16 protein-coding genes and 3 tRNA genes are annotated in these 25295 nt (G+C 46.2%); 10 read left to right on the forward strand and 9 right to left on the reverse strand.

Going from position 1 to position 25295, the window contains the following annotated elements:
- Positions 1-21: 21 nt before the first annotated feature.
- From tig to DVO77_RS01995, 4 genes are all read right to left on the reverse strand, one after another.
- Positions 22-1326, reverse strand: coding sequence for a trigger factor (tig, locus tag DVO77_RS01975; RefSeq protein ID WP_119977058.1), 1305 nt, complete (start codon positions 1324-1326; stop codon positions 22-24).
- Positions 1327-1583: 257 nt separating this feature from the next.
- Positions 1584-1659, reverse strand: a tRNA-His gene (locus DVO77_RS01985).
- 7 nt (positions 1660-1666) lie between these two features.
- Positions 1667-1743, reverse strand: a tRNA-Arg gene (locus DVO77_RS01990).
- Between the two features lie 63 nt (positions 1744-1806).
- Positions 1807-1883, reverse strand: a tRNA-Pro gene (locus DVO77_RS01995).
- 461 nt (positions 1884-2344) lie between these two features.
- On the opposite strand from DVO77_RS01995, the gene folD reads away from it, so the two are divergent.
- On the forward strand, positions 2345-3199 hold the full coding sequence (folD, locus tag DVO77_RS02000) for a bifunctional methylenetetrahydrofolate dehydrogenase/methenyltetrahydrofolate cyclohydrolase FolD (protein WP_110456624.1): 855 nt from the start codon (positions 2345-2347) through the stop codon (positions 3197-3199).
- 85 nt (positions 3200-3284) lie between these two features.
- Here folD and cysS read toward each other — a convergent pair whose 3' ends face one another.
- Positions 3285-4664 (reverse strand): cysteine--tRNA ligase, encoded by a 1380-nt coding sequence (gene cysS / locus DVO77_RS02005; RefSeq protein ID WP_119977059.1) that lies wholly within the window; start codon positions 4662-4664, stop codon positions 3285-3287.
- Positions 4665-4918: 254 nt separating this feature from the next.
- On the opposite strand from cysS, the gene DVO77_RS02010 reads away from it, so the two are divergent.
- Together DVO77_RS02010 and DVO77_RS02015 are read left to right on the forward strand one after the other, a co-directional pair.
- On the forward strand, positions 4919-5413 hold the full coding sequence (locus DVO77_RS02010; RefSeq protein ID WP_119977060.1) for a peptidylprolyl isomerase: 495 nt from the start codon (positions 4919-4921) through the stop codon (positions 5411-5413).
- A 47-nt stretch (positions 5414-5460) separates the two neighbouring features.
- Positions 5461-6177, forward strand: coding sequence for a UDP-2,3-diacylglucosamine diphosphatase (locus DVO77_RS02015; RefSeq protein ID WP_110456805.1), 717 nt, complete (start codon positions 5461-5463; stop codon positions 6175-6177).
- Between the two features lie 73 nt (positions 6178-6250).
- On the opposite strand, the gene miaE is transcribed toward DVO77_RS02015, so the two are convergent.
- Entirely contained in the window at positions 6251-7015 is a 765-nt protein-coding gene (gene miaE, locus DVO77_RS02020) for a tRNA isopentenyl-2-thiomethyl-A-37 hydroxylase MiaE (protein WP_119977061.1), read from the reverse strand.
- A 254-nt stretch (positions 7016-7269) separates the two neighbouring features.
- Here miaE and DVO77_RS02025 point away from each other — a divergent pair, with 254 nt between their 5' ends.
- Positions 7270-7866: a Yip1 family protein gene (locus tag DVO77_RS02025; protein WP_119977062.1), complete on the forward strand. Its 597-nt coding sequence runs from the start codon at positions 7270-7272 to the stop codon at positions 7864-7866.
- Between the two features lie 219 nt (positions 7867-8085).
- Here DVO77_RS02025 and glnS read toward each other — a convergent pair whose 3' ends face one another.
- The 3 genes from glnS to DVO77_RS02045 all read right to left on the reverse strand — a co-directional run bounded on the left by glnS (position 8086) and on the right by DVO77_RS02045 (position 12470).
- The gene (gene glnS / locus DVO77_RS02030; RefSeq protein ID WP_119977063.1) at positions 8086-9756 is read right to left on the reverse strand and encodes a glutamine--tRNA ligase; all 1671 of its coding nucleotides are present in this window, start codon (positions 9754-9756) and stop codon (positions 8086-8088) included.
- 187 nt (positions 9757-9943) lie between these two features.
- On the reverse strand, positions 9944-12238 hold the full coding sequence (gene feoB / locus DVO77_RS02040) for a Fe(2+) transporter permease subunit FeoB (protein WP_119977098.1): 2295 nt from the start codon (positions 12236-12238) through the stop codon (positions 9944-9946).
- The gene (locus tag DVO77_RS02045; protein WP_110456631.1) at positions 12231-12470 is read right to left on the reverse strand and encodes a FeoA family protein; all 240 of its coding nucleotides are present in this window, start codon (positions 12468-12470) and stop codon (positions 12231-12233) included. The genes feoB and DVO77_RS02045 overlap by 8 nt, the downstream gene beginning before the upstream one ends.
- 400 nt (positions 12471-12870) lie before the next feature.
- Between DVO77_RS02045 and DVO77_RS02050 the strand changes: the two genes are divergently transcribed.
- The 6 genes from DVO77_RS02050 to DVO77_RS02075 all read left to right on the forward strand — a co-directional run bounded on the left by DVO77_RS02050 (position 12871) and on the right by DVO77_RS02075 (position 25230).
- Complete coding sequence (locus DVO77_RS02050; protein WP_119977099.1) at positions 12871-13833, forward strand: DmsE family decaheme c-type cytochrome; 963 nt, start codon at positions 12871-12873, stop codon at positions 13831-13833.
- Positions 13834-13848: 15 nt separating this feature from the next.
- Positions 13849-15951, forward strand: a complete 2103-nt coding sequence (locus DVO77_RS02055) for an MtrB/PioB family decaheme-associated outer membrane protein (protein WP_119977064.1) — start codon at positions 13849-13851, stop codon at positions 15949-15951.
- 32 nt (positions 15952-15983) lie between these two features.
- The gene (locus tag DVO77_RS02060) at positions 15984-17906 is read left to right on the forward strand and encodes an OmcA/MtrC family decaheme c-type cytochrome (protein WP_373317410.1); all 1923 of its coding nucleotides are present in this window, start codon (positions 15984-15986) and stop codon (positions 17904-17906) included.
- 80 nt (positions 17907-17986) lie between these two features.
- Positions 17987-20134 carry an OmcA/MtrC family decaheme c-type cytochrome gene (locus DVO77_RS02065; RefSeq protein ID WP_249038082.1) on the forward strand — a complete coding sequence of 716 codons (2148 nt, stop codon included), beginning with the start codon at positions 17987-17989 and terminating at the stop codon, positions 20132-20134.
- Between the two features lie 599 nt (positions 20135-20733).
- Entirely contained in the window at positions 20734-22887 is a 2154-nt protein-coding gene (locus DVO77_RS02070; RefSeq protein ID WP_119977067.1) for an OmcA/MtrC family decaheme c-type cytochrome, read from the forward strand.
- Positions 22888-23220: 333 nt separating this feature from the next.
- Positions 23221-25230 (forward strand): OmcA/MtrC family decaheme c-type cytochrome, encoded by a 2010-nt coding sequence (locus tag DVO77_RS02075; protein ID WP_119977068.1) that lies wholly within the window; start codon positions 23221-23223, stop codon positions 25228-25230.
- The last annotated feature ends 65 nt before the right edge of the window (positions 25231-25295 follow it).

Genomic DNA, 25295 nt, shown 5'->3' on the forward strand with positions numbered 1-25295 from the left:
GCCATTTAAGTCAAGCATAGGTTACGCGCGACCGGTAGCCTTGTTCATAAATTCTTCGAAATTGACTTCTTTTTCGGTCACTTTCGCAGATTTTAACAATGCTTCAACGGCTTGCTCTTCTAATGCAACGTTACGCATGTTCTGCATCATCTCTGGATTGTTGTTGTAATACTCAACAACTTCACTTGGATCTTCATATGCAGAAGCCATAGATGCGATAAGCGCTTGTACGCGATCGTCCTCAGCTTTTAGCTCGTTAGCTTTAATCACTTCACCTAGCAGTAGACCTACTTTTACGCGGCGCTCAGCTTGTTCAGTGAATAGATCGGCTGGTAGCTCAGGCATGTTAGCCGCTTGCTGACCAAAACGTTGCATCGCTTGTTGACGCAGGACGTTGACTTCACCGTCGATCAAGGCTTTTGGCAGTTCGATATCATTTTGCTCAAGCAGCCCATTAAGTACTTGCTCTTTAACATTCGCTTTTAGCGCTTGTTCAAGTTCACGGCTCATGTTCTTGCTGATCTCAGCCTTAAGTGCTTCTAAGCCACCTTCAGCAACACCAAACAACTTAGCAAACTCATCGTTGACTTCTGGTAGGTTAGCCGCTTGAACTTCTTTAAGGGTGATTGCAAACTTAGCAACTTTACCTTTTAGGTTTTCAGCATGGTAATCTTCAGGGAAAGTCACTTCAATGTCGAACTCTTCACCGGCTTTGTGACCAACCACACCTGATTCAAAACCAGGGATCATACGGTTACTACCTAGTTGTAGTTCGAAATCTTCAGCTTTACCGCCTTCAAACTCTTCACCGTCGATTGAACCAACAAAGTCGATTTTCGCTTTGTCGCCATCAGCAGCAGCACGATCAACTACTTCAAACGTAGCGTGTTGCTTACGTAGTGTTTCGATCATTGCGTCAACATCAGCATCAGTCACTTCAGCTTTAGGCTGTTCAACTTCAATCGCATCTAGACCTTTTAGTTCTACTTCTGGGTAGATCTCAAAAGTCGCTACAAACTGGAAGTATTCACCGTCAGTTTCGCCAGGAACGAAAGTAGGCGCACCAGCTGGGTTTAACTTTTCAGCGATGATAGCTTCAACAAAGTTACGCTGCATCACTTCACCAGTGATGTCTTGACGAATCGCACTACCATAACGCTTATTGATCACGCTTACAGGTACTTTACCAGGACGAAAACCAGGAATACGCGCACGCTTGGCTTCATTCTTCAAACTATCAGAGACGGCTTTCTCGATCTGTTCAGCAGGAACAGAAATTGTTAGGCGGCGTTCTAAACCTTGTGTTGTTTCTACAGAAACTTGCATTGTTTTACCTCGAAATATGTCAAACGTCTTTTTGTAATAGCCGAATATTCAACTATTAAGGTATTCGTTTCTTGATCTAAAAAAACGACTAAAATGGCTTGGTAACTGAGTTTCGCAGTCGTCGCATATAGTTGAAATTTATCAAGACGCGACATTATAGCCACGGTTTTCTGCATAGTCGAGCCTCAAAGCTCGAATTACAGGCGTAAAAAAAGCGACTCAAGGTCGCTTTTTTTATTTTTCTTCTATGAAAGAAGTGGGGTGACTGATGGGGCTCGAACCCACGACAACCGGAATCACAATCCGGGGCTCTACCAACTGAGCTACAATCACCACTGTTTGGTACGCCCGGCAGGATTCGAACCTGCGGCCATCCGCTTAGAAGGCGGATGCTCTATCCAACTGAGCTACGGGCGCTTCGTTATGAACTAGGTTCATATCCTAACTGGGCAAATAACGTTTACACGCTACTTAAAAATTTGGTCGGTGATAGAGGATTCGAACCTCTGACCCTCTGGTCCCAAACCAGATGCGCTACCGGGCTGCGCTAATCACCGAAAGTATTACTTTGTTCGCTGTTTGACTAAGTCTCCCTGAGAACGGAGCGCATCTTATCCCCTCAATTTAATACCGTCAACGATTATTTTTAAAAGCCCATTCACTTGCTTATTTTAACGACTATACGCCAATAATTTCATCTAATAGGCTAATAATACGTCTTGTTATATGGAAGATAGTAATATTAAAATCGCTCTAAAAGTAAGCCAAAACGTTACTGCTTAATAGCTGATCATTATCTGAAGGACTATTTTAGCCATATTTTGTGCTACTGCTACATCTAAACAACTTTTAGCTCAACAGCCCACATCCAATACGCACTATACGCAAATTAGTCATCACTGGATTATTCGTATTTTAAAACGGTCTGTTATACAGCTAAATCAATGACACCGACCTATGCCCCTGTTAAAATGTCGCCGTTTTTATTATCGCGCCATATTAAGGAAATCCACCCCTCATGACAGCCCAAATAATCGATGGCAAAGCGATCGCCCAATCCATTCGAACTCAGTTAGCTATAAAAGTAACCGCCCGTAAAGAGGCTGGACAACGTGTTCCTGGCTTAGCCGTGATTCTTGTGGGAGCCGATCCGGCATCACAAGTCTATGTGGGCAGCAAAAGACGCGCCTGTGAGGAAGTAGGCTTCCTCTCGCAGTCATTTGACCTCCCCTCTGACACCTCTGAAGCTGATTTGCTTGCCTTGATTGATCAGTGTAATGAAGATACTGCAATCGATGGTATTTTAGTGCAATTGCCGCTGCCAGAGCACATTGAAGAGTCAAAAGTCATTGAACGTATCCGCCCCGATAAAGATGTCGATGGTTTCCATCCTTATAACGTCGGCCGTTTAGCGCAGCGCATCCCAGTGCTGCGCTCTTGTACACCAATGGGCATTATGACGTTAATCAAGTCAACTGGTGTCGATACTTATGGTTTAGATGCTGTGGTCGTTGGTGCATCTAACATAGTTGGCAGACCCATGACCTTAGAGTTGCTTCTTGCCGGCTGTACAACCACGACTTGCCATCGATTTACCCGCAATCTTGAAAGTAAGATCCGCGCTGCCGATTTAGTGATCGTTGCCGTAGGCAAAGCCAACTTTATTCCTGGTGAATGGATCAAACCCGGCGCTATAGTGATAGACGTGGGGATTAATCGTTTAGACGACGGTAAACTCGTTGGCGATATACAATTTGATGTTGCAGCCCAGCACGCCAGTTATATTACGCCAGTACCGGGTGGTGTTGGCCCAATGACCATTGCTAGCCTGTTAGAAAATACCTTGTACGCGGCAGAAAACTATCACGATTAATTAAGGTTAGCTGTTCGAGAAAGATAAAAAAATGCCTGCACTCAATAGTGCAGGCATTTTTATTGGTACGTCTAAGCAGCAAGCACTATTTTTTACGCCACGTTGTGCCTTCTGGACCATCTTCTAAGATAACACCAAGGGCATTTAGGCCATCACGAGCCACATCAGCTGCAGCCCAATCTTTTTCTGTACGGGCGCGATTTCGCTCGGCAATTAACGCTTCAATTTGAGCAACTTCATCGTCACTCCCCTCACCTTTGAAAAAGGCATCGACATCTTGATCTAAAATACCCAGCACATCGGCAAGCTGCTTCATACTAACACCAAGCGCTGAGGCCGCTGCCATGTCATCAACCTTAAGACGGTTGATCTCACGCACCATGTCAAACAACACTGAATAGGCTTCAGGCGTATTGAAATCATCATCCATTGCCGCCTTAAATTTAGCAACAAACTCCTGTGCCTGAGCTGCATCGACCGTTAAGTCTAACCCCTTTAACGCGGTATAAAGGCGCTCTAACGCGGCTTTAGCCTGTTTAAGATTGTCTTCAGAATAATTAAGCTGGCTACGATAATGACCCGATAAAAGGAAATAGCGCACCGTCGACGGGTCGTAATGTTCAAGCACATCACGAATGGTAAAGAAGTTGTTTAATGACTTGGACATCTTCTCTTTATCGACCATCACCATCCCTGTATGCATCCAGTAGTTCACATAGGGCGTGTCGTGGGCACAGCAAGACTGGGCTATCTCATTTTCATGATGTGGGAACTGCAAGTCAGATCCACCGCCATGAATATCAAAGTGCTCGCCTAAATGCTTGCTGTTCATCGCAGAGCACTCAATATGCCAACCTGGACGACCCGGTCCCCATGGCGAATCCCACGTAGGTTCACCGGGTTTTGACATCTTCCATAAGACGAAATCCATAGGGTCGCGTTTATTCTCATCAACTTCAACGCGAGCACCGGCTTGCAGCTGATCTAAATTCTGACCTGACAAGCGCCCATATTCTGGAAATGAGGAAACACTAAAGAGGACATCGCCATCGTCTGCAATGTAAGCGTGATCACGCTCAATCAGACGCTCAACCATCTCGATAATTTCGGGAATATGTAACGTGGCACGCGGCTCAAAATCAGGGCGTTTCATATTAAGCGCATCAAAATCGCGGTACATCTCGCCAATTAAACGTTCGGTTAACGACTCGCAGCTTTCATTATTCTCTGCAGCACGTTTAATTATTTTGTCATCGACATCGGTAATATTACGCAGAAAGTTAACCTCATAACCGCTATAACGCAGATAGCGCACTATCATGTCAAAACTAACAAATGTACGTCCATGACCAATATGACACAAATCATAGATGGTCACCCCGCAGACATACATGCCGACTTTACCTGGCTGTAATGGCTTAAATTCCTCTTTTTGGCGGGTAAGACTGTTGTATAGCTTCAACATTGAGATTCTCTATATAAGTAATTGACAACAAAAGTGACTTCAGTCTATCACCTGAAAACCAGCGCTTCCAGCTTGATAGCGCTAATTTGCAGCGTTTTTTGTCCGCCAACACATTATCGACATTTTGCTGATTAAAAGCTCAGCAACTTGGTATTGTTCAAGGGGAAAAGTCAACGGAATGGCTTTATGCTACTGGTGGAATAGGCTAGAATCTTGCGTTATCTATCCCGTTACACACGATGAGAATGAATCAAATGATCATAATGCAAACCAATCACGGCGAAATCAAAATTGAATTAGATGCTGAAAAAGCCCCTGTTACCGCGGCTAATTTCACTCAATATGTTAAAGATGGTTTTTATGACGGTACCGTCTTTCACCGTGTTATCGACGGTTTTATGGTGCAAGGCGGTGGTTTCACCGAAGATATGACGCAAAAACGCGTGAATGAATCTATCGAGAATGAAGCCAATAATGGATTATCAAACACCGTTGGCACCATTGCAATGGCAAGAACATCAGATCCCCATTCAGCAACCGCTCAATTCTTCATTAATATCAACGATAACACCTTCCTCGATTTTAAAGCTGAATCGGCTCAAGGCTGGGGTTACTGCGTATTTGGTAAAGTGGTTGAAGGTATGGACGTGGTCAACAAGATAAAAGCCGTAGCCACTGGCAACCGCGGTATGCACCAAGATGTGCCACTGGAAGCGGTTGTAATTGAAAAAGTGACGATTGCTGAATAATCAGCCTCTCTTAAGCCACTTTTATCACACCACCTGAGTATCACTTGTTGAATCACACTCTTTTCGTGGGCGATCTGCACCTGAGTGCCGATCGCCCCGACATCCTAGCGGCTTTTTATGCCTTCCTCGAGCTACACGCTAATCACTGTGATGCCTTATACATTCTTGGCGATCTGTTTGAGGTGTGGGTAGGCGATGATCTGGCCGAGCCATTTGCCCTTGAACTGGCTGCGACACTCAAGCGGTTTGCAGCGCATACCCCTATCTATTTTATCCACGGCAACCGAGACTTTTTACTCGGTAAAGAGTACGCAGCCTTAGCTGGCATGATCCTGTTACCTGAAGTGCATTGCATCGATTTGTATGGGCAAACCGCAGTATTGCTACATGGCGATAGTCTGTGCACCTTAGACAAGGCCTATCAACGATTTCGTTGGTTTAGAAATCAATCGTGGGTTAAATTTATTTATGGTTTGCTCCCCCAAAAACGCCGTGTCGATATCGCCAGCGGACTGCGAAATAAGAGTCAACAGAGTAATCAGCAAAAAAGCGACACGATTATGGACGTTGAAAACCATGCGGTGACTGAGTTAATGGATAAAACAGGCGCCAGCTTGATGATCCACGGCCACACCCATAGGCCCAATGTTCACTCGCTCGCTGGAAACCGGCAACGTATTGTGGTCGGCGACTGGTATGATCAAGGTAGCGTATTAACGGTAACTCCCACCGAAGCCACATTAAGCTGCTTACCACTAAAATGAAGGGCAGCTTATCGCTACCGACTAACTAAGCCTGTTATAACCATTCTGAATACCACATCACTCAACTAAGCAGTTAAACTGGGCAACCTGAGTGAAATTTAAATTCATTATCTGGTGCACAAATTAACTGCGCTTCTATTTGTGCAAAATGAGCGACTCGCTGACTAATATCCTCCGCTGCAATAGCCTGAGCTAAAGTTAGGTAGTCTTGATAATGGCGCGCTTCTGAGCGCAGCAATGAAATATAAAATTTTTGTAAGCCGTCGTCGAGATAAGGTGCTAATTTTGCGAAACGCTCACATGAGCGGGCCTCGATAAAGGCGCCCACTATCAGCTTATCAATAAGTGTGGCTGGCTCATGAGTACGTACCTGTTTCATCATCCCTTTGGCGTAGCGTCCAGCCGTTAAGTTTTGATAAGGGATATTTCGCGCCTGCATGATCTCAAGTACCTGCTCAAAATGATGAAACTCCTCTTTAATCAGCCTGACCATTTTCGCAATCAGATCGGCACTATAATCGACACCAGACTTAGGTGTTAGCTCGCCTAAAAGCTCATTTTTTTTTACATCTCTTGCTAAAAATTCAGTAATAGAACGTTGCTTGTTATAGACAAACTCCTCATAAGGCTTAGCCCAACTAAGCAATAACCCTCCACTGGCTTTATCGATCGCATACTTACGTATTAAAAACATCGCCGTCTGCGCCGCCTTAAGCTCACAATTACAATGATCAATTAATAAGGCAGGCAGTTGTTTAGGCTCTGTTGCCCGTACAATCCACTCATCAGGGGTCTCACATTGTAAAAAATCTTGAATTGGCGCTAGTAAGGCTTGCATTAATGGACTCTAAATAGATGGTTTTACACAGGCGCGCATTTTAACAAAAAATCGCGCCGATAGGCATATTCTCATAACTAAGATGTCAACGTCACCTTGACTAGTCAGAGTTTATGTCCAATAAATTAACTATACTGTCACGGTGACGTGACGGTTTTTGAAGCCTAGGATCTATGGGTTGCAGACCATAAGGCATAACAGGTTCGTCTGTAGTTTGGCGAGCGTAAGATTAAAGCTAAACAAGGATAACTATAATGATATTGAATCACTTAATGGGGTTATACACTCATCCTAAGGAAGAGTGGCACACTATTGAACAAAACCACGAAGCGGTAAAAAGTAGTCTTAGTCATGTGTTATTAATTGCACTTATACCCGCCATTTGCACCTATTTTGCCTCCACCTCTATTGGATGGGACTTGGGGGTATCGGATCCTCTATTTCTCACCAAGACCAGCGCGTTAATGATGTCTATCAGTATGTATTTTGGGCTTATTGTTGGAGTCTTTGCATTAGCTTACTTAGCATTTTGGATGGCTAAAACGTTCGATGCTACGCCAAGTTTTACTCAAGCTCTAGAGCTGGCTGCTTACACCGCTACGCCACTATTTATGGTAGGATTGGCCGCCCTATACCCATCACTTTGGTTTATGATGGTGGTCGGCTTGGCAGGACTTAGCTATTCGGTATATTTACTCTACACTGGCGTGCCTATCATCATGAATATCCCCGAAGAGAAAGGCTTTATTTACGCAAGTTCTGTGGTCACTGCTGGCTTAGTGCTCTTGGTGGCATTAATGGCCTCTAGCATCATTTTATGGAGCCTAGGGCTTGGCCCCATGTATCAATAACATCTTTTGCTGATGGCTTGAAACACAAAAACTTGCACCATAATGAAAAGTTACATACACCATTGGCTATTAGACTAACTCAATATGCTGGTCGCGCAATGGAACATTGTTTTAAAAACAGAAAGATTGTAAACAAAAAAAGTAAAACAAAAAGGCCTTAGGATATCCTAAGGCCTTTTGCTAAATGCTCGCGGTTATATACCAGCGTATTTGGCACGATTAATTTGATGAGTCTCTTAATGCAACCGTCAGGTTAAACACTAGGTTGTCAGGGGTTGAATCCTTACTGTCGGCGCAGAAATACCCTTCGCGCTCAAACTGATATGCTTTCTCTGCAGGGGCATTAACCAAACCCGCTTCAACCAAGCCATGCTTAACCACGAGTGAATTAGGGTTTAATACCTCATCCACAGTAGCGGCCGCAGCTGGATTAGGCTGACTAAATAACTTGTCGTACAGACGCAATTCGGCTTTCACTGCAGTAGTGGCTTCAACCCAATGGATCACACCTTTAACTTTACGGCCATCCGCAGGGTTTTTACCCAATGTGTCCTTGTCATAAGTACAGTAGATGGTCGTTACATTACCATCTGCGTCTTTATCACAACGTTCAGCTTTAATCACATAAGCATTACGTAAACGCACCTCTTTACCTTGCACCAAACGTTTGTACTTTTTGTTCGCCTCTTCACGGAAATCATCGGCATCGATGTAAATTTCACGGCCAAAGGCAAGCTCACGTTGACCCATCGACTCAATTGTTGGGTGCGCTGGTGCACTTAAACGCTCAATGTGATCTGCTGGATAGTTTTCAATAACCAGCTTCAGCGGATTAATCACGGCCATGGCTCGTGGTGCATGTTCGTTTAATTCTTCACGAATACACGCATCAAGCATGCCTACTTCGACCATATTATCTTGTTTAGTCACGCCGATACGGCGACAAAACTCACGGATAGAGGATGGGGTATAGCCACGGCGGCGAAGACCAGCAATGGTTGGCATACGCGGATCATCCCAACCCGAAACCAGTTCACGCACCACTAAGTCGTTGAGCTTACGCTTAGACATCAGGGTGTATTCAAGGTTTAAGCGTGAGAATTCATATTGACGCGTACGGTTCGGCGCCTGAAAATCATTTAAATTATCTAATACCCAATCATACAAGCGACGATTGTCTTGGAACTCTAAGGTACACAAAGAGTGAGTAATATTTTCAATCGCATCCGAAATACAATGGGTAAAGTCGTACATCGGGTAGATGCACCACTTATCGCCAGTCTGATGATGATGAGCAAAACGAATACGGTAAATAATAGGATCGCGCATGCACATAAAGGGGGATGCCATATCGACCTTAGCCCGTAGCGAACATTCCCCCTCTTTAAACTCACCCTTGCGCATCTTTTCAAACAGCTCAAGGTTTTCTGCAACCGAGGTATCGCGGTAAGGACTGTTCTTACCTGGCTCTTTTAAGGTGCCACGATATTCACGTGTTTGTTCACCATTAAGAAAACAGACATAGGCCAAACCTTTGTTGATTAATTCAACCGCATACTGATGTAATTTATCAAAGTAATTAGATGAATAACGAACATCACCATCCCACTGAAATCCTAACCACTGCACGTCGGCCTGAATAGAGTTAACGTAATCGATATCCTCTTTCTCAGGATTGGTATCATCAAAACGTAAGTTACATAGCCCTTTATAATCTTGCGCTAAACCGAAATTTAAACAGATCGATTTGGCATGACCAATATGAAGGTAGCCATTTGGCTCTGGTGGGAAACGAGTGTGCACCTGTGTGTGCTTACCGCTTGCTAAATCTTCATCTATGATATTACGAATGAAGTTACTTGGACGAACTTCAGTGCCCGCATGACTCATGGAAATCCTCTTTGCCAACAGTGCTATGACCAATCGAGATTGTAGTCGATCGGTATCGATTAGGGAAAACCTGCATATTCCTACAGATCAGGCTGAGTTACAACGGCTGAAAGGTAAAAAGCCCTATCATTTATCGCAAAAACAAAAAAGCAGCGACCATTCGCTGCTTTTTGAGTCAGAGTGATCTCTATTCAGTCACTATGTTAACCACGGGGATCACTGTTTGTGCTCTTTTACCTTTATGCTTCAACCACAGATAAAAGCCGATTAGTGCCACCGCAAAGAAACCTATCCACAGGCTAGATTGCAATGGATGCTGAGCAAATGTCGCCGCCTGATAAAACACGGTAGCAGTACCATAGGCTAAAGCAAAAGTCCAAGTCCCGGCAAAGGCCGCCCAACGTGAACCAAACTCACCGACTAACGCTCCCATTGCGGCAACACACGGGGTATATAACAAAATAAACAACAGATAAGCAAATGCGGCAGTCGTGCCCGCAAAGCCAGCTTTCAAGGCACTAAAGGTTGAGGTATCAACCACTAACTCATCTGCTGCCGACTCTTGGTTTGAAATGTCTCCCACCGACATTGACAAGGGATCTTCAGGTGCAATACCAAACAGGTTTTCAGGTATGGTGGCTAATGCCTCACTAATACTCTCAGATAATGGCGTTAACTCGCCATCATCATGACTCGCCGTCGAGTAAAGGCTATTTAAGGTTCCTACAACGGCTTCTTTAGCAAAGATACCAGTGATGATCCCAACAGTGGCAGGCCAATTGTCTTGCTCTATGCCCATAGGCGCAAACAGTGGAGTCACCTTTTGGCTAGCCACACTTAACACCGACTCAGAGCTATCTTCATGACCGAAAGAGCCATCAATGCCAATCGCATTGACAAAGTTAAGCAAAGTCACCACGATGACGATGGTCTTACCCGCGCCTTTGATAAAGCTCTTGGTGCGTTTACCTGTTCGAGTCATCACCGTCTTGAATTTAGGCGTCTCGTAATTAGGCAGTTCCATTACCACAGCACTACTTGAACCAGGAAGTAGCGTAGAGCGTAGCAATAAGCCGGTCCCCACCGCTGCGATAATACCTATGATATAGAGCAAGAAAACCAAGTTTTGCCCTGATTCGGTAAAAAATGCGGCAGCAAACAAGGCATACACAGGCAGACGAGCACCACACGACATGAAAGGTGCCATCATGCCCGTCACGATGCGTTCACGCTCACTGCCCAAAGTACGTGTCGCCATAATGGCAGGGACTGAACAGCCAAAGCCTACAATCATAGGCACAAACGCTTTACCCGGCAGGCCGATACGACGCATTAGCCCGTCAACCACAAAAGCGGCGCGCGCCATATAACCAGATCCTTCCAATATTGATAGCGCTAAAAATAGGGCCGCTATCACTGGGATGAAGGTCGCGACCGTCTGAATACCTTGACCAAGCCCACCTGCCAAAATCGTCACAAGCCAATCAGGAAAACTGAGACTGCTCATCAAAGCACCAAAATGGTCAACAAACAGAGCACCGGCAACAATATCGAAAAAATCAATAAAAGCACTGCCCACGTTAATACTGAACATGAACATCAAGTACATCACAAACAGAAAAACAGGCACCCCAGCCACAGGATGTAAGGCTATCTTATCTAAACGATCACTTAAGGTGGGTGCATTGCTGCTAATTACTGATTGGTCAAACACCTGCTGCACAAAATCAAAGCGCGTCGCCGCGATCATAATTTCGATATCTTTACCTTGCGCAGCTAATGCTTCGGAACACTGAGAAACTTCAGTCAACATTTGGCCATTTTTACACTGGCCACAACCTAAACCATTGGCTAGCATCGCCAACGCTCGACCGCGGCTAAGCTGAGGATCGCGGCTATGTAGCGCCTCAATACCACGTTCAATTTCATCATCGTATGGTAATACCAAGGGCGCCTCAGAAACTTTGCCCTCGAGTAAATTAACAACTTGGCTTTTAACCTGCTCAATATCGCCCGCCTCACGAGAGCATACTGCAATCACAGGGCAACCCAGTTGCTGACTCATTTCGGCAACATTGATATCGATACCCTGGGCCTTAGCAACATCTATTTTATTAACCACCACCACCATAGGGATACCCAGCTCACGCAGCTGGACGGTTAAATAAAGGTGGCGCTCAATATTCGTGGCATCGACCAAATTAATAATGGCATCCATATTGGTGTCGGCTAAATATTGTTGAGCAACTTGCTCATCGAGTGAGCAGTCACAACTGCTGCCCGCTGGGAGAAGGTCGTAAATACCTGGCAAATCAGTTAATAAAACCTCCGCCCCATGGAGGGTAAATTGCCCCGTTTTCTTTTCAACTGTAACGCCAGACCAATTACCAACCTGTTGATTAGCCCCCGTTAACGCATTAAATAACGTCGATTTACCCGCATTAGGGTTACCGACAGTGACACAATGAAATTGGTTAGCCATGGGTAACATCCACCTCTATAACATCTGCTAAATCTTTACGCATACATAATTTGCTACCGCGAATAGCCAACTCTACACCTGTGCCTAATGGCGCTCGTCTGAGCATAGTGAAAGCAGTGTTGGGGGTGATCCCCATGGATAATAGCTTACGCTTGACAACGGAAGGCAGATTAATCTGGCCCACTTCGGCGATAACAGCACACTCGCCGGGCTTTAATTCGCTTAATTTCATATCGTATATCTACCTTTTCAGGCCTCGAAAGAGCTTAATTAGCACCGATTTTAACGGAGCATGGCTTAAAAAAACTTTATCTAGATCAATGTTTGAGATCGTAAACGATAATAGTTTTCAATTGTATTTTGTATTATGTGATAGAACTCTCAACGAGTAAAACCCTTTATGCGATTGATAATGATTTTCATTAAGAACTTATTTTACCCGCCGCATAGGGCAAAGTTGTGACCGGCGTCACAATTAAGTATTGCTCCCTAACATAAGCCATCAAAAAAACCAGTAAATAACCATTTATTTACACACTTGTCACATTTAAGTCCTATTATTTACCTTTGGTAATTTAGTCAAAAATGAAACATAACAACTAAAACAACTTATGTGCTTGGGACGAATAATGATGAATATGGACGCAACAGGGATAAAGCCCCTAATCCAAGGAAGTTTTATCGCTATCTTGATGCTATTAAGCATCAATGCAATGGCTACCCCGCCGGATGAACAATCGGCTCTGGAGATAGAGCAGATACTCGATAAGAAATTTGCTGAAGGTCAGTACTCAGCCAAAGGCGCAGATAGCTGTTTAACTTGTCACCGTAAAAGCCAAACTGTGATGGCACTATTCGACGGTGTCCATGGTAGCACCGCCCTTAAAGGCTCCCCCATGGCCGATCTTCAATGTGAAGCCTGTCATGGTCCACTGGGAAAGCATAACAAAGGCGGTAAAGAGCCGATGATCACCTTCGGTGCCAACTCTCCTGTACCGCCAGCAAAACAAAATAGTGTTTGCATGAGCTGCCATAATGATGATCAACGCATGGCTTGGAATGGGAATCACCATGATACCGCCGACGTGGCCTGCGCCGACTGCCATAAAGTCCACACTGCACATGACCCTATATCCACTCGAGCCCAAGAAGTGGCCGTGTGCACCAGCTGCCACGCCCAGCAAAAAGCGGATATGCACAAACGCAGTGCTCACCCAATGCAATGGCAACAAATGGTTTGCAGTGATTGCCATAACCCTCACGGTAGTCTCAGTGATGCCAGCCTCAAACAGATGAGTGTTAACGACAACTGCTACGCCTGCCATGCAGAGAAACGCGGTCCTAAGCTTTGGGAGCATGCCCCCGTCACAGATAATTGTGCCAGTTGCCACAACCCGCACGGCAGCGTTAATGAAACTATGCTAATCGCTAAACCACCACAATTATGCCAGCAATGCCATGCATCAGACGGCCATACATCTAACGCGGTGTTTGGCAACACGACTAATGCCTTTAATGCAGGCCAAAGTTGTATGAATTGTCACAGCCAAGTACACGGTTCCAACCATCCATCAGGCAAGCTGCTGCAGCGTTAACAGGGAGTATTAGCAATGACACATCACACTAGAGTTCCCTTACGCCTCAGCACGCTGGCATTGGCAATCCTCAGCACTACCGTGCTTGGCGAAGGGTATGGCTTAGCATCGGCCAATCGTGACAACCTTAAAACTGAGGCTTGGCAGTGCAAGCGTTGTGCCAGCAATACAGGCACTCACGGTACTATCGGCGTAGGCGTTGCTCATAACGATGGCGAAGACAGCCATTTTGGCAATACCAGCGGTACCGATAAAGATGGCGTGGTAGCCAGCCTAGAGGGAGATATACGCCATAGGGCAGCATCGGGTTACCAAACCCACTTTACTGCCGACAAGCTAGGTTACGATAATGGATTCGCTCAGCTCACCACTGGTAAACCTGGTCAATACAACATATCGGCCGCCTACCGCGCTATCGCCCACTATGATACCAATCAGGCTTTAACCCCCTACCACATTCAAGCCGATGCGTGGCAGCTGCCTCAGCAATGGCAAACTGGCGCAACTACCGCGCAGATGACCGACCTACAAAGCAGCATACAACCAACGTCATTACAGGTAGAGCGGGATCGTTACAACTTAGATGCCAGCTATATCGGCAGCTTCTATCGCGCCGAACTGGGGTATCAGTATGAGCAGCGCCAAGGACATCGCCGTGCCAGTGGCAACCTACTCACTAACAGTACCATGCTGACAGAACGTATCGATGATGCCACCGATAATGTGACCGCTAAAATTTACCTTAACGGAACAAACTGGTTAGCAGGAATAGAGACGCAGCTCAGCCATTACAAGAACGATCAACAAGCCCTGCGTTGGCAATCGGCTTTTGCTCCCACCTTTGGCGCCGCATACTCTGGCCAAAATGCGGTATCACCCGACAATAAAGCCTACCGTATTGCAGGCAATACCCAGTTATCCAGTGGGACTCAGCACGTATTGATGCATATAGGTTTTACCCGTATGACCCAAGATCAGTCCTACTTACCCGCCACCATTAATGGCCCCTCTCCTGTGCTGCCAACGGATAACTTAGCGGGCCAAGTTGATATTACCGAAATGAAACTCAACTATTCAGGCCGGGTCTCTCGAGCATTGTCGCTGCGGGCCAGTTATGACTACCGTGACAGGGACAACAAAACTCAAGTTGATCTCTATCCACAGATCATCACCGACAGCTACCTCAGTGGTTACGCACACAATCTCGAATATGATCGCACCGCACAGCAGGCCAAACTTGCGGCTAAATATCGACTGAATCGCGCCGCGTATATCGATATAGGCTACGACTATGATCACAATAATTACAGTGATTTAGACAGACAAAACCTGCAAGAGTCGACGCTATTTGCCAAAATACATTATCGCATTTCCACCCAATGGCAAGTCTGGCTCAAAGCCAGCGGTAGCGATAGAACCGGTAGCGAATACTCACCAGTCACCACCACAGTAAGTCCTAGCAACCCGTTGTTAAGAAAAAGCTATTTGGCAGACCGTGAGCGCCAACGTTACGGACTATACGGCAGCTACGCCACTGGTGCCTTCTCAGCCAGCGCCAACGCACATTGGATGCAAGATGATTACACTGACACCCTTATTGGGCTCACAAAAGTCGATACTCAAGGCTATGATCTGTCGGCACAATACGCCGTCAACGACAATATCAACCTCAACGCCTTTGTTAATCAAGATTGGCGCGATAGCGACCAAGCTGGCAGTAGCAATTTTGGCGCGCCTAACTGGTATGCCACTTCGGCGGCAAAATCAACTCTGATCGGCGCTGGATTAGATTACGCTAACCTACTAGATAACAAGCTTAAATTAGGAATCGATTACACTTATGCCGATGGGCAAAACGATACCGAGGTGATCCAAGGTCTGCGTTCCCCCTATGACAGTTACTATTCAACTAGACACACGCTCAATACCTTTGCTAACTACCAAATTAGCGACAAATTTGGACTGCGTTTCGATTGGATTTTTGAACAATACCAAGATGCTGACTGGGCAAATGAAGGGCTAGCGCCAAACAGCATTCCGAATGTGTTGAGCTTTGGCGATTTAAGCCACGATTACAATGCCCACTATTTTGGGCTGACATTAAGTTATCAACTCTAACTGATGCCAACGACCAAATTTCCAAGGAAGAGATGATGAAAAAAATGACCCACCTTAACCGTTACGCTGCCACGCTAGCAGTGGCTTTTATCCTCAGCGCCTGCGGTGGCGATGATGGCACCCCCGGTAAACCTGGAGAGCCTGGCGGCCCACCAGCAATGACAGTCGATACCCTACAGATCACTATCGATGATGTCACTATGCAGTCTGGTATTGCCACCGTTAACTACCGTGTCACCAACCAAGATGATGAACCGGTTGTTGGCGTGCCAAGCGCTACCTTTATCGCCGCGCAGTTGCTACCCCAAGGTTACACTAACGCGGGCAATAGCTCGCAATGGCAGTTTTTTACCTCACAAAACTGCCCTGCTAGGTGTACTGGGGATTATGTCGACTATAAAAATGGCGACTACAGCTACACCTTTGATGCCCCCTTTGATGGCATGAATGACATTAGTTACCAAGCGGGAGCAACCCAACGACTCGTCATAAAAATGGGCGGTGACAGCCTAGCCGATGGCACAGTGCTCCCAGTGACCAATCAGCATATTGACTGGCAAGCACCCACAACGGGGCCAAGTGCAGAGCCAGCTTACACCCGCAACATAGTGACCATGGCAACCTGTAATAGCTGCCATAATGACTTAGCCTTTCATGGTAGTAACTACAACCAAATAGAAACCTGCGTCACTTGTCATAATGCCGATAGAGTCAGCAATCCTGACAATATTTTTCCACAGATGGTACACGCCAAACACTTATCGGGCTTCCCTGGCTCTTTGGCTAACTGCCAAACATGCCATGTGGCTGATGATACCTTAAGTGAAAACCATAATTGGACTCGGGTTCCGACCATGGAGGCTTGCGGTGCTTGCCACAACAATATTGACTTTAAAGCAGGCCAAGGGCATCCAGCGCAAGCCGACAATGCTAACTGTATCGCCTGTCACAACCCTGATTGGACCGCCAATGTGCACAACGACGGTGGTAATGATGAGGCCCTAGGCCAGTTTGAAGCCAGCATCACATCGGCATCACTCAATGGCGATACAGTCTCCTTTACCCTGAGCTTACGTAACCCTGCATCGGGCCAGCTTTATACAGACAGTGCCAACAACCTTAATTTCGTCGCCGATCTCCGTGTATACGCTAATTGGGGAACCAGCTTCGATTACGCCACACGTTCGCCACGCTCCATTCGCTTGCAAGAGGAAGTCCCCATAGCAGGCAGCGATGGTCGCTATAGCTATCAAATCACTGGCGTCACAGTGCCCGCTGGCACCGAGATGGATTTAGGCGCCTTAGCCATACAAGGCAAGGTTTGTGCCGCCAATGGCGTATTAGGCGACTGTAGTGACACCACAAACAGTGAAGTTAACATCAAGTCGAGCCACCAATTCTTTAGCGCACAAGCACTAAGCGATAGCGGTCGACGAGTCGTGGTCACTAATGACACATGTGGGAGTTGTCATGGCGATCAACAACTTAATTTCCACGGATCACGCAATGATTTAGAAGGACAATGTCAGCTGTGTCATAACCCTAATATGGTTGCCGATGCCACCGATAACCCCTCTACCGCTACCGCCGATTACAAGCACCTAGTGCATGGGATACACAGTGGCCAACGTGAAGGTTATGAGTCGATTAACTATCCTGGAAACTTAGGTAATTGTGCGCAGTGTCATAGCCAACAAGCTGGCGTATTAACCGCAGGATTGCCACTGTATGCGGGCGTAAAACCACTGGCCATTACGGGCGATTTATACACTAGCCCTACCGCCGCCATCTGCAGCGATTGCCACGCCAGTGATAGCGCCACCAACCATATGGTGCAGCAAGGCGCCGTATTTAAGGGTTCCTTAGCCGATGCCAGCGCCTTGACCGAAAGCTGTACCACCTGTCACGGTCAAGGCGCAAGCGCCGATGTACTCAAGGTTCACCCGATCAAGTAATAACGATGTGCGCTAGGTGCTCTCTAGCGCACATCTCTTAAGCGACTTTTGAAAACGCACAATTTATGGAACGCATAATTATGGATATAAAAGCAAAAAGTACCCCATGGAGTGTTATCGCTCTGGCGTGTAGCACGTTATTAATCGGTTGCGGCAGTGACGGAGACGATGGCAAAGATGGCGTCGATGGCCCTATTGGAGTCAATATTGATTCAACATCGACCATCATGGCTGAATTTACCCAAGCCTCAATTACAGATGGTGTCGTCAGCGTTGATTTTAAATTAGAAAACGCCAATGGCGTTGCAGTGCTGGGCCTTAATAAAGACTATGATATCCGTTTTGGTATCGCGCAACTGGCGCCGGTTACAGAGACAATCGAGGGTGAGGTTTATGATAGGGGTTTACAGTGGCAGGCCTATATTAATACCTTAAAAGAACCGGGCACACTGCCGGATGATGCTACCGGGCTAAATCCATCGCCACAGTATCAAGCCAATGTCGAAGCCGCCAGCAACTGTGACGATTGCCTTGTCGACAACCTCGATGGCAGCTATAGCTACACTTTCCAGCAAAATATCGCCAACGTTACCGAGCCGCTGACGATTACTTATGGTGCCGACAATACCCACAGAGTGACGTTAGAATTAGAATTGGAACAAGCAACGGCCAATGCCCATCACGATTGGCAGCCCTCAACAGGCGCTACTGATGACATTCAAACCCGCAATGTGGTGACTATTGACAGCTGTTTCACCTGTCATCAGCCAGAAAGCTTAGCACTGCATGGCGGTCGACGCATCGCATTAGAAAACTGCGCCAGTTGTCATACATCAACCTCGGGCGATCCTGAAAGCGGTAACAGCGTCGACTTTACTTACATGATCCATGCCATTCATAAAGGGCAAGACAGGCAAATCAGCACCCCTGATGGATTAGTACCTGCGCCTTATAAGATTGTGGGTTATGGCGGTAGTTTACACGACTATGGCAAAGTCACCTTCCCGCAAAAGCCTGCCGCCAATTGTGCCTCATGCCATGTTGAAGGCGCTGGTGCTCCGGCGAATGCGGATCTGTTTAAAGCCGATCTGAGCAACACGGCATGTGTCGCATGTCACAGCGAAAAGCCCTCACAAAATCATACTGATACCAACTGTATGGTCTGCCATAACGCCACCGATACGTACCCAGGTACAGGCAATGCGGAAAAACGTCATGGTGACGTATTACAAGCATATGTTGACGCCGAAGCCATGGGAGTCAGCTTTAGTAATATCGGGCTCGATGCCAATGGTAAACTGATGTTTGATGTACAAGTGACCGATGCTAGTGGCGCACCTATTGCCAGTGAGTTTGTCGATCAAAGTACCCGAGTCGTAGTCGCATGGGATACTGACAAAGATTACCCCGCGTATGCCGATGCTCCTTATAGCGGTCGCCGTATACGTTTATCTGAAGGTAGCTATGATGCCGCCACCATGACTTACACTTTACTTGGCAGCAACTTCGATCTGCCTGCAGATGCCGATGGTAAAACCTTCGAATTATGGTCAACCATTGAGGTCTGTTTCAATAATGGCGGTTATGGTGTGGCCCAAGTGGTCATGACAGCCTGTAGCGATAACACCCGCAGCGTTGCCGTTAAAGAGCCGCCTTATCAGTTTGTCTGGGCAGGCTCAGGCCTCGATGCTAACGCACAAACGGCCATGCGCCGCAGTATTATCGACAGTGCTAAATGTCAGGGCTGTCATAATCAAGAAAATCATCACTATAACAACGGCTACAATTGTCAGACTTGTCATACCGCTGATAAAACGACCCGTTCTGACAGTGACTATCCAGGTGGCCAAAAATCCACAAGTTTTGCCTTTAAAGCGCATGAGGCGCCAGGCCACTACCTCAAATATGCCGGAGTGCAATCGGGCACCATCTTAAAAACCGATTGTAGTACCTGTCATACCGACAATGGTATTGCACTGGGCCGCGCAAGTGAGCGCGTATGGCGCTATGGTGACACCACTACCGGAGCCGATATCTGGGTTTCGTCAGATGCAGGTACCTGTTTAAGCTGTCACCAGAAATACCTCAGTGACGCTGGCGCAAGTCATATTGAAACCAATGGCGGTATTCTCGATGGTACTAGCGTCGATGATGTCAGAACCCGAGCGGCAGAAGCCTGTTCGACCTGTCACACCCCCACGCAATTGCGCTCAATCCACGGTGGATAATCTACAACGTTAACCTGATGTCCTAGCCGCTAGGGAACGCCTTAGCGGCGAAAGCCCATACCTTAACCGTGAATTGGCTAGCTGATTCAGGCTTTAAAAGACATTACCCCCCCAAAGGAGGCTTGCCTCCTTTTTTACTGCCCAGCAATAAACTGTAACCCCAGCAATTAAAGCCACTAGAATAATCCACTTTATCTCAATCGGCTTTGCAAACAATCTTTTCACATAAGCGTCACATCACAGTTCACAGGATCGCTAAAGTGGCGTGACCACAATGCGATAGCATTTGCCCAAAACCTTTTACAAGTACAGCTCAGCTGTTAATTTTTATCTTTTGGGTAGGGTTTAATTCTGCATCGACCATTTATCTTATCCAATTCGACTACCTCTAAAGAAATAGTCAGATCTCAATCACATAAAGCAATTAAAACAACTGCTAAATCGTTGCGCCTTAGATAGCCTTAGAGGTGGAAATTTAATTCCACACACTAATTGAGTGTTTTACAAATTTATAAATAGAAACGGTTCTCAATTTTGAGGCCTGTTTTTAAAACAGAACAACTCAATAGTGATGATTAAAACTATTGCAGGGAATAATCATGATGAAAAAGTTCAATTTTAATGCAGCGACCAAAGCTGTATTAGGTGCAGGGCTTCTTTCTTTAGCACTTTCAGGTTGCGGCAGCGACGGAAAAGATGGTGAAGACGGAAAACCAGGTCCTATAGGTAATGCCATAGGTTCAGTTTCGCATCTTGATGCAAACATCCAATCAGCAAGCGTTGATGATGCAGGCATCCTAACAGTCAATTTCAATCTCACTGACGCAAATGGCGTTGCTGTATTCGACCTAAAACATGGCGATATTGGTGCCGTATCATTTGGCCGTGTAGGCAGTGAAGATGAGGTCGGCAGCACAGATTTAGAAGGGAATCCTCGTGAGATTTGGCTAAGTTACTTCAATAAAGATAAAGGTGAAGGTTACTATACTGGCTCTTCTTATTTCAAAGGCAGTGAATGTGAAACCTGTCTTACCGACAACGGTGACGGCAGCTACACCCTAACCCTAGACAAAGCAATCGACACCTTAGATAAATATGCTTATGACGCCAACGCGACCAACGGTATTTATCTTGGTGTGAAAGCGAGTAACAATGCAGGTCACACCCTAGTTAATAATAGTTTCTACTATTGGCAACCTAGCTCTGACACAGCTCAAGATAAGCCAAAAGCAATCATCGCCGATGAAACTTGTCAAAACTGTCACCGCCCTGGTCAAGACGGCGCATTATCGATGCATGGCGGCAAGCATGTCACACTCGAGTCATGTACTTTCTGTCATACAGACTACAACTCTTACATGAAAGATGACAAAGATGCAGACGGGAATGTCATTGGCGCACATGAGGTGGACGGTTCGATTAAAGGCATGGCTCACGAGATCCATAGCCACGCAACCTTCAACGGTGTTTATCCTCAATCAGCATCTAACTGTCAAACTTGTCACCAAGCAGATGAAAATCTTGCTATGGCTGATGCATGGAAGGCGGATTTAGATACAGCCACCTGTATGAACTGTCACAACAGCCAATATGGCGTGCCAAGCTGGCATTGGGACACGGCTAACAATCAAATTGCTGAGAGTAAACAAAATTGTGTTAGCTGCCACAACGATCCAGATGGCGGTTATCGCGGTGCAGAGTCAGGACATTATCTTAAAAATGATAATGCACAAGCAGCAATGGCTAAAGTAACCTTCAACAGCATGAGTTACAGTGCCGATACCAAAACAGTCACGGCCAACATGACAGTCACCTCTGGTGACACCATTGTCACTTTGGCTCAAATTGATCCAACGCCATATAAATATGGTGGGTATACCAGTGCCATCGTGTTTAACGGCGTGGTCAATGATGACTTTATCGTTAACTATCAGAAAGTCGGTTATGGCAACTTTACCGCAGGTGAAGAAGGTAGCATCAATGTCACCATTCCGGATGGGGACTTTGAGGTTGCTAAAGTGATGGAAACCGAAGGTGTCAGCGTCGCTTTAAGTAGCCAACTGCACATCTGTTTCGATGGCAAAGGTGCTGTCGCGGATTGTACGCTAAGTGATGATGGTACAGAAGCTACCAATGCTGGCCCCTATGTGCCATCTGATACCGCTTACTTTGCCGTTGATGGTACTAAAGTCGATAAGTCACCTCGTATCCAACATACTGAAATGACCGCTTGTCAACAATGTCATACTACTGAGATTAAACACCGTTTCAGTAATGATATCGACGGCTGTGCAAGCTGCCACAACGGCACTCGTGACAAGAAAGGCACTGGTTCTTCAAACCTAGCCTATATCGTTCACAGCAAGCACTATGTTTATGACAGTAATGGTGAAATGTTCTTTAAGAAAACTGAGTGTCAAGCCTGTCACGGTGACAATGGCTTCTCTCTGAGTAAAATCGCCCCTACTGCTGCACCTGTAGCATACGGTAAAAATGATACTGAGCAATTAGTGGTATCACCACAGACAGCTGCTTGTGTGAGTTGTCACCAAGGCCCCTATGGTATCGATGATGCCACTGCGGCGCACATCAAGACCAACGGTGGTTTACTCAAAGAAGAGGGTGCTCCACTGACCACTTTAGGTGTACCAGCATCTGCATATGACACGCTCAATCCAGCAGAAACCTGCTCAACTTGTCATAAAGACAGCCAACTACTTGAAGCACACTCCAACTGGGGTAGCAGTCACTAGTCGGTAACCCCGCCAAAGGGAGGCTTAGCCTCCCTTTGTTTTTTCAGTAAAACAATATAGTGACAACGTAAGCAATTGCGTTAAGCCAATGTAATACGCCTGTTTTTTTGATCTTCCTCGCGCTTTAGCTTCCAATCTAACTACCTCTTTAGAAATAGAAAGATCTTGGTCACACATTAGACTAAGTTCGGCAGATTTTAACCGCTTGTTACGTTACGATTTCGGTGGGGATTTCTATTTCCAGCATTGACTTAGGTTGCACTACTTATAATGAGAACGGTTCAGAAAACTGACCATGCACTTAAGACGATGCCAAACCTATGCAGGGAAAATATGATGAACGTACAAAATAATAAGTTTAAGCTGCTTCTCGCAGCAGGTGCAGTCTCGATGGCTCTTAGTGGCTGTGGCGGCAGCGATGGTGACAACGGTAATCCGGGTAACCCTGGTGGTCCAGCTGCGCCAGCAATCAATACACTTAATCTAGACGTAACCAGCGTCACCTATGACAACGGTATTCCAACGATAACTGTATTTGCCACCAACGAAGAAGATTTACCCATTGTTGGTCTTAAAGATCTTGAAGTCAAAAAAGTGGTTCAACTTATCCCCCAGGGCGCTACTGGTGCGGGTAACAGTGCCCAATGGCAAGAGACTTATAGCTCTCCCCGAAGTGCTGAAGACAAGTTAACGCCCGTCGATCTGAAGAACGGTAATTACAGCTTCACAATTCCGCTAGAAGGCTATAATCCTGAGCTTACTCAACGCTACAACATTATTGCCAGTGCTTCGACGCTACAAGATGGTGAAACACTTGTACCTCGTACGGAAATCTCTAAAGATTTCTCAGGTGAAGGCTATGAGGCGCTGTATACTAAAGATGTCGTCGCAACGCAAAGCTGTAACTCATGTCACACTAAAGGACAAAAAATTTACCACAGTTATACCTCTTCAGAAACTTGTGCATCTTGCCATACCCAAGAAATGGCAGATGAAAAAGGTAAGCCGCAAGTTGCTTATAACCATTTAATTCATAACGTACACAATAACGCCAAAATGTACGGTAGAGATATGGATAAAAGCGCCGAAACGGCTCATAACATAGTTCAAGACAACTGCCAAACTTGTCACGTGGCTCCAGAAGAAGGCAGCGACGAGCTAAGTGAATGGGGTAACTGGTCACGGGTTCCTACCATGGAAACCTGTACTAGCTGTCACGTCAATGTCGACTTTATCGCCGGCAAAGGCCATTCACAGCAAGATGACAACAGCAACTGTATTGCTTGTCATAATGCCAGCTGGACTGAAGAAATTCACACTGCCGATGCCATTCAAAAACGTGCCCTTATCGATTTAGTCGGTATGAACGCAACCCTAACTGCTGTACCAGCAGATATGAGTGCTAACATCACCATCAGCTTCTCTGATGAAGCAGGTAACACGCTGGATGTCAGCAGTATCCTGCCTAAAGTTAAACGACTCGAAAGCATCACCAATGTCGGGCCTAACTTCCCCATTATGGGTTACAACCCAAGCCCAGGAAATGGCCAAAAGAAAGTCGCTATCGATCTTGTTAACAGCGGTGCGCTTAACGGCGGCGCTCAAATCGTTGATGGTGCATTGGTTGTTAACACTGGCCCACTACCTTTTGGCGTAGCAGGTACTGACACTGATACCGCCTTTAGTATTATTGGTTTAGAGATGTGTACTGCACAAGACAAGCTTGTTGAGTGTGCCGAAGGTGTTGCAACGACCAGCATGAAGGCTGAGCTAACCCACGGTACCTTATCGGGTGAAGCCCCAAGCACACGCCACATCAACTCGGTTAATTTTGCTGGCTGTGAAAGCTGTCATGGTGAAACCTTCGAGATCCATAAAGGTCATCATGCAGGTTTTGTCATGTCAGAGCAGTTAGGCCGTGAGCTTAATGGTGAAATCGTTACGGGTGTCGATGCCTGTGTCACTTGTCATACGCCAGATGGCACCTATGCAAGCGGCGCTAACAAAGGCGCGCTAGAGATGAAACTGCATAAAACCCATAGCCATGGCGATTATGCCGCGATTAATGGCATGAACTGCAGCTCATGCCATAACGACTTTAATACTCAAGCCTTCAAGAAAAAAGGCGCATTAGCAACAGAGGCAGGCCAATACACCACGCCTATCGCCGCAACGTGTTACTCATGTCACAGCTACAGCGGTGACAAGTTTAAGAATCACGTCGAAGGCCAAGGCGCTAAAGTTAATGCCAGCTACCAAGAAGCTAACGATGCCGCGCAACTAGAAACCTGTTTCTACTGCCACGCACCGGTTATCGACGACCACACGGCTGTGAAGATGTAATTTGCTCATCTCAATATGAAAAACGGGGGAGCCCTCTCCCCCATTTTCGCTACCATTTGTGCAAA

It is taken from the genome of Shewanella algidipiscicola, assembly GCF_003605125.1.
Taxonomy (GTDB): domain Bacteria; phylum Pseudomonadota; class Gammaproteobacteria; order Enterobacterales; family Shewanellaceae; genus Shewanella; species Shewanella algidipiscicola.

Excerpts from the sequence above, each read along its gene's own strand:
- DVO77_RS02025 (WP_119977062.1), top strand. The coding sequence starts at position 7,270 with ATGATATTGAATCACTTAATGGGGTTATACACTCATCCTAAGGAAGAG.
- DVO77_RS02070 (WP_119977067.1), top strand. The coding sequence starts at position 20,734 with ATGATGAAAAAGTTCAATTTTAATGCAGCGACCAAAGCTGTATTAGGT.
- DVO77_RS02010 (WP_119977060.1), top strand. The coding sequence starts at position 4,919 with ATGATCATAATGCAAACCAATCACGGCGAAATCAAAATTGAATTAGAT.
- cysS (WP_119977059.1), bottom strand. The coding sequence starts at position 4,664 with ATGTTGAAGCTATACAACAGTCTTACCCGCCAAAAAGAGGAATTTAAG.
- miaE (WP_119977061.1), bottom strand. The coding sequence starts at position 7,015 with ATGCAAGCCTTACTAGCGCCAATTCAAGATTTTTTACAATGTGAGACC.
- glnS (WP_119977063.1), bottom strand. The coding sequence starts at position 9,756 with ATGAGTCATGCGGGCACTGAAGTTCGTCCAAGTAACTTCATTCGTAAT.
- DVO77_RS02060 (WP_373317410.1), top strand. The coding sequence starts at position 15,984 with ATGATGAAAAAAATGACCCACCTTAACCGTTACGCTGCCACGCTAGCA.
- DVO77_RS02055 (WP_119977064.1), top strand. The coding sequence starts at position 13,849 with ATGACACATCACACTAGAGTTCCCTTACGCCTCAGCACGCTGGCATTG.
- DVO77_RS02050 (WP_119977099.1), top strand. The coding sequence starts at position 12,871 with ATGAATATGGACGCAACAGGGATAAAGCCCCTAATCCAAGGAAGTTTT.
- folD (WP_110456624.1), top strand. The coding sequence starts at position 2,345 with ATGACAGCCCAAATAATCGATGGCAAAGCGATCGCCCAATCCATTCGA.
- DVO77_RS02065 (WP_249038082.1), top strand. The coding sequence starts at position 17,987 with ATGGATATAAAAGCAAAAAGTACCCCATGGAGTGTTATCGCTCTGGCG.
- DVO77_RS02045 (WP_110456631.1), bottom strand. The coding sequence starts at position 12,470 with ATGAAATTAAGCGAATTAAAGCCCGGCGAGTGTGCTGTTATCGCCGAA.
- feoB (WP_119977098.1), bottom strand. The coding sequence starts at position 12,238 with ATGGCTAACCAATTTCATTGTGTCACTGTCGGTAACCCTAATGCGGGT.
- tig (WP_119977058.1), bottom strand. The coding sequence starts at position 1,326 with ATGCAAGTTTCTGTAGAAACAACACAAGGTTTAGAACGCCGCCTAACA.
- DVO77_RS02075 (WP_119977068.1), top strand. The coding sequence starts at position 23,221 with ATGATGAACGTACAAAATAATAAGTTTAAGCTGCTTCTCGCAGCAGGT.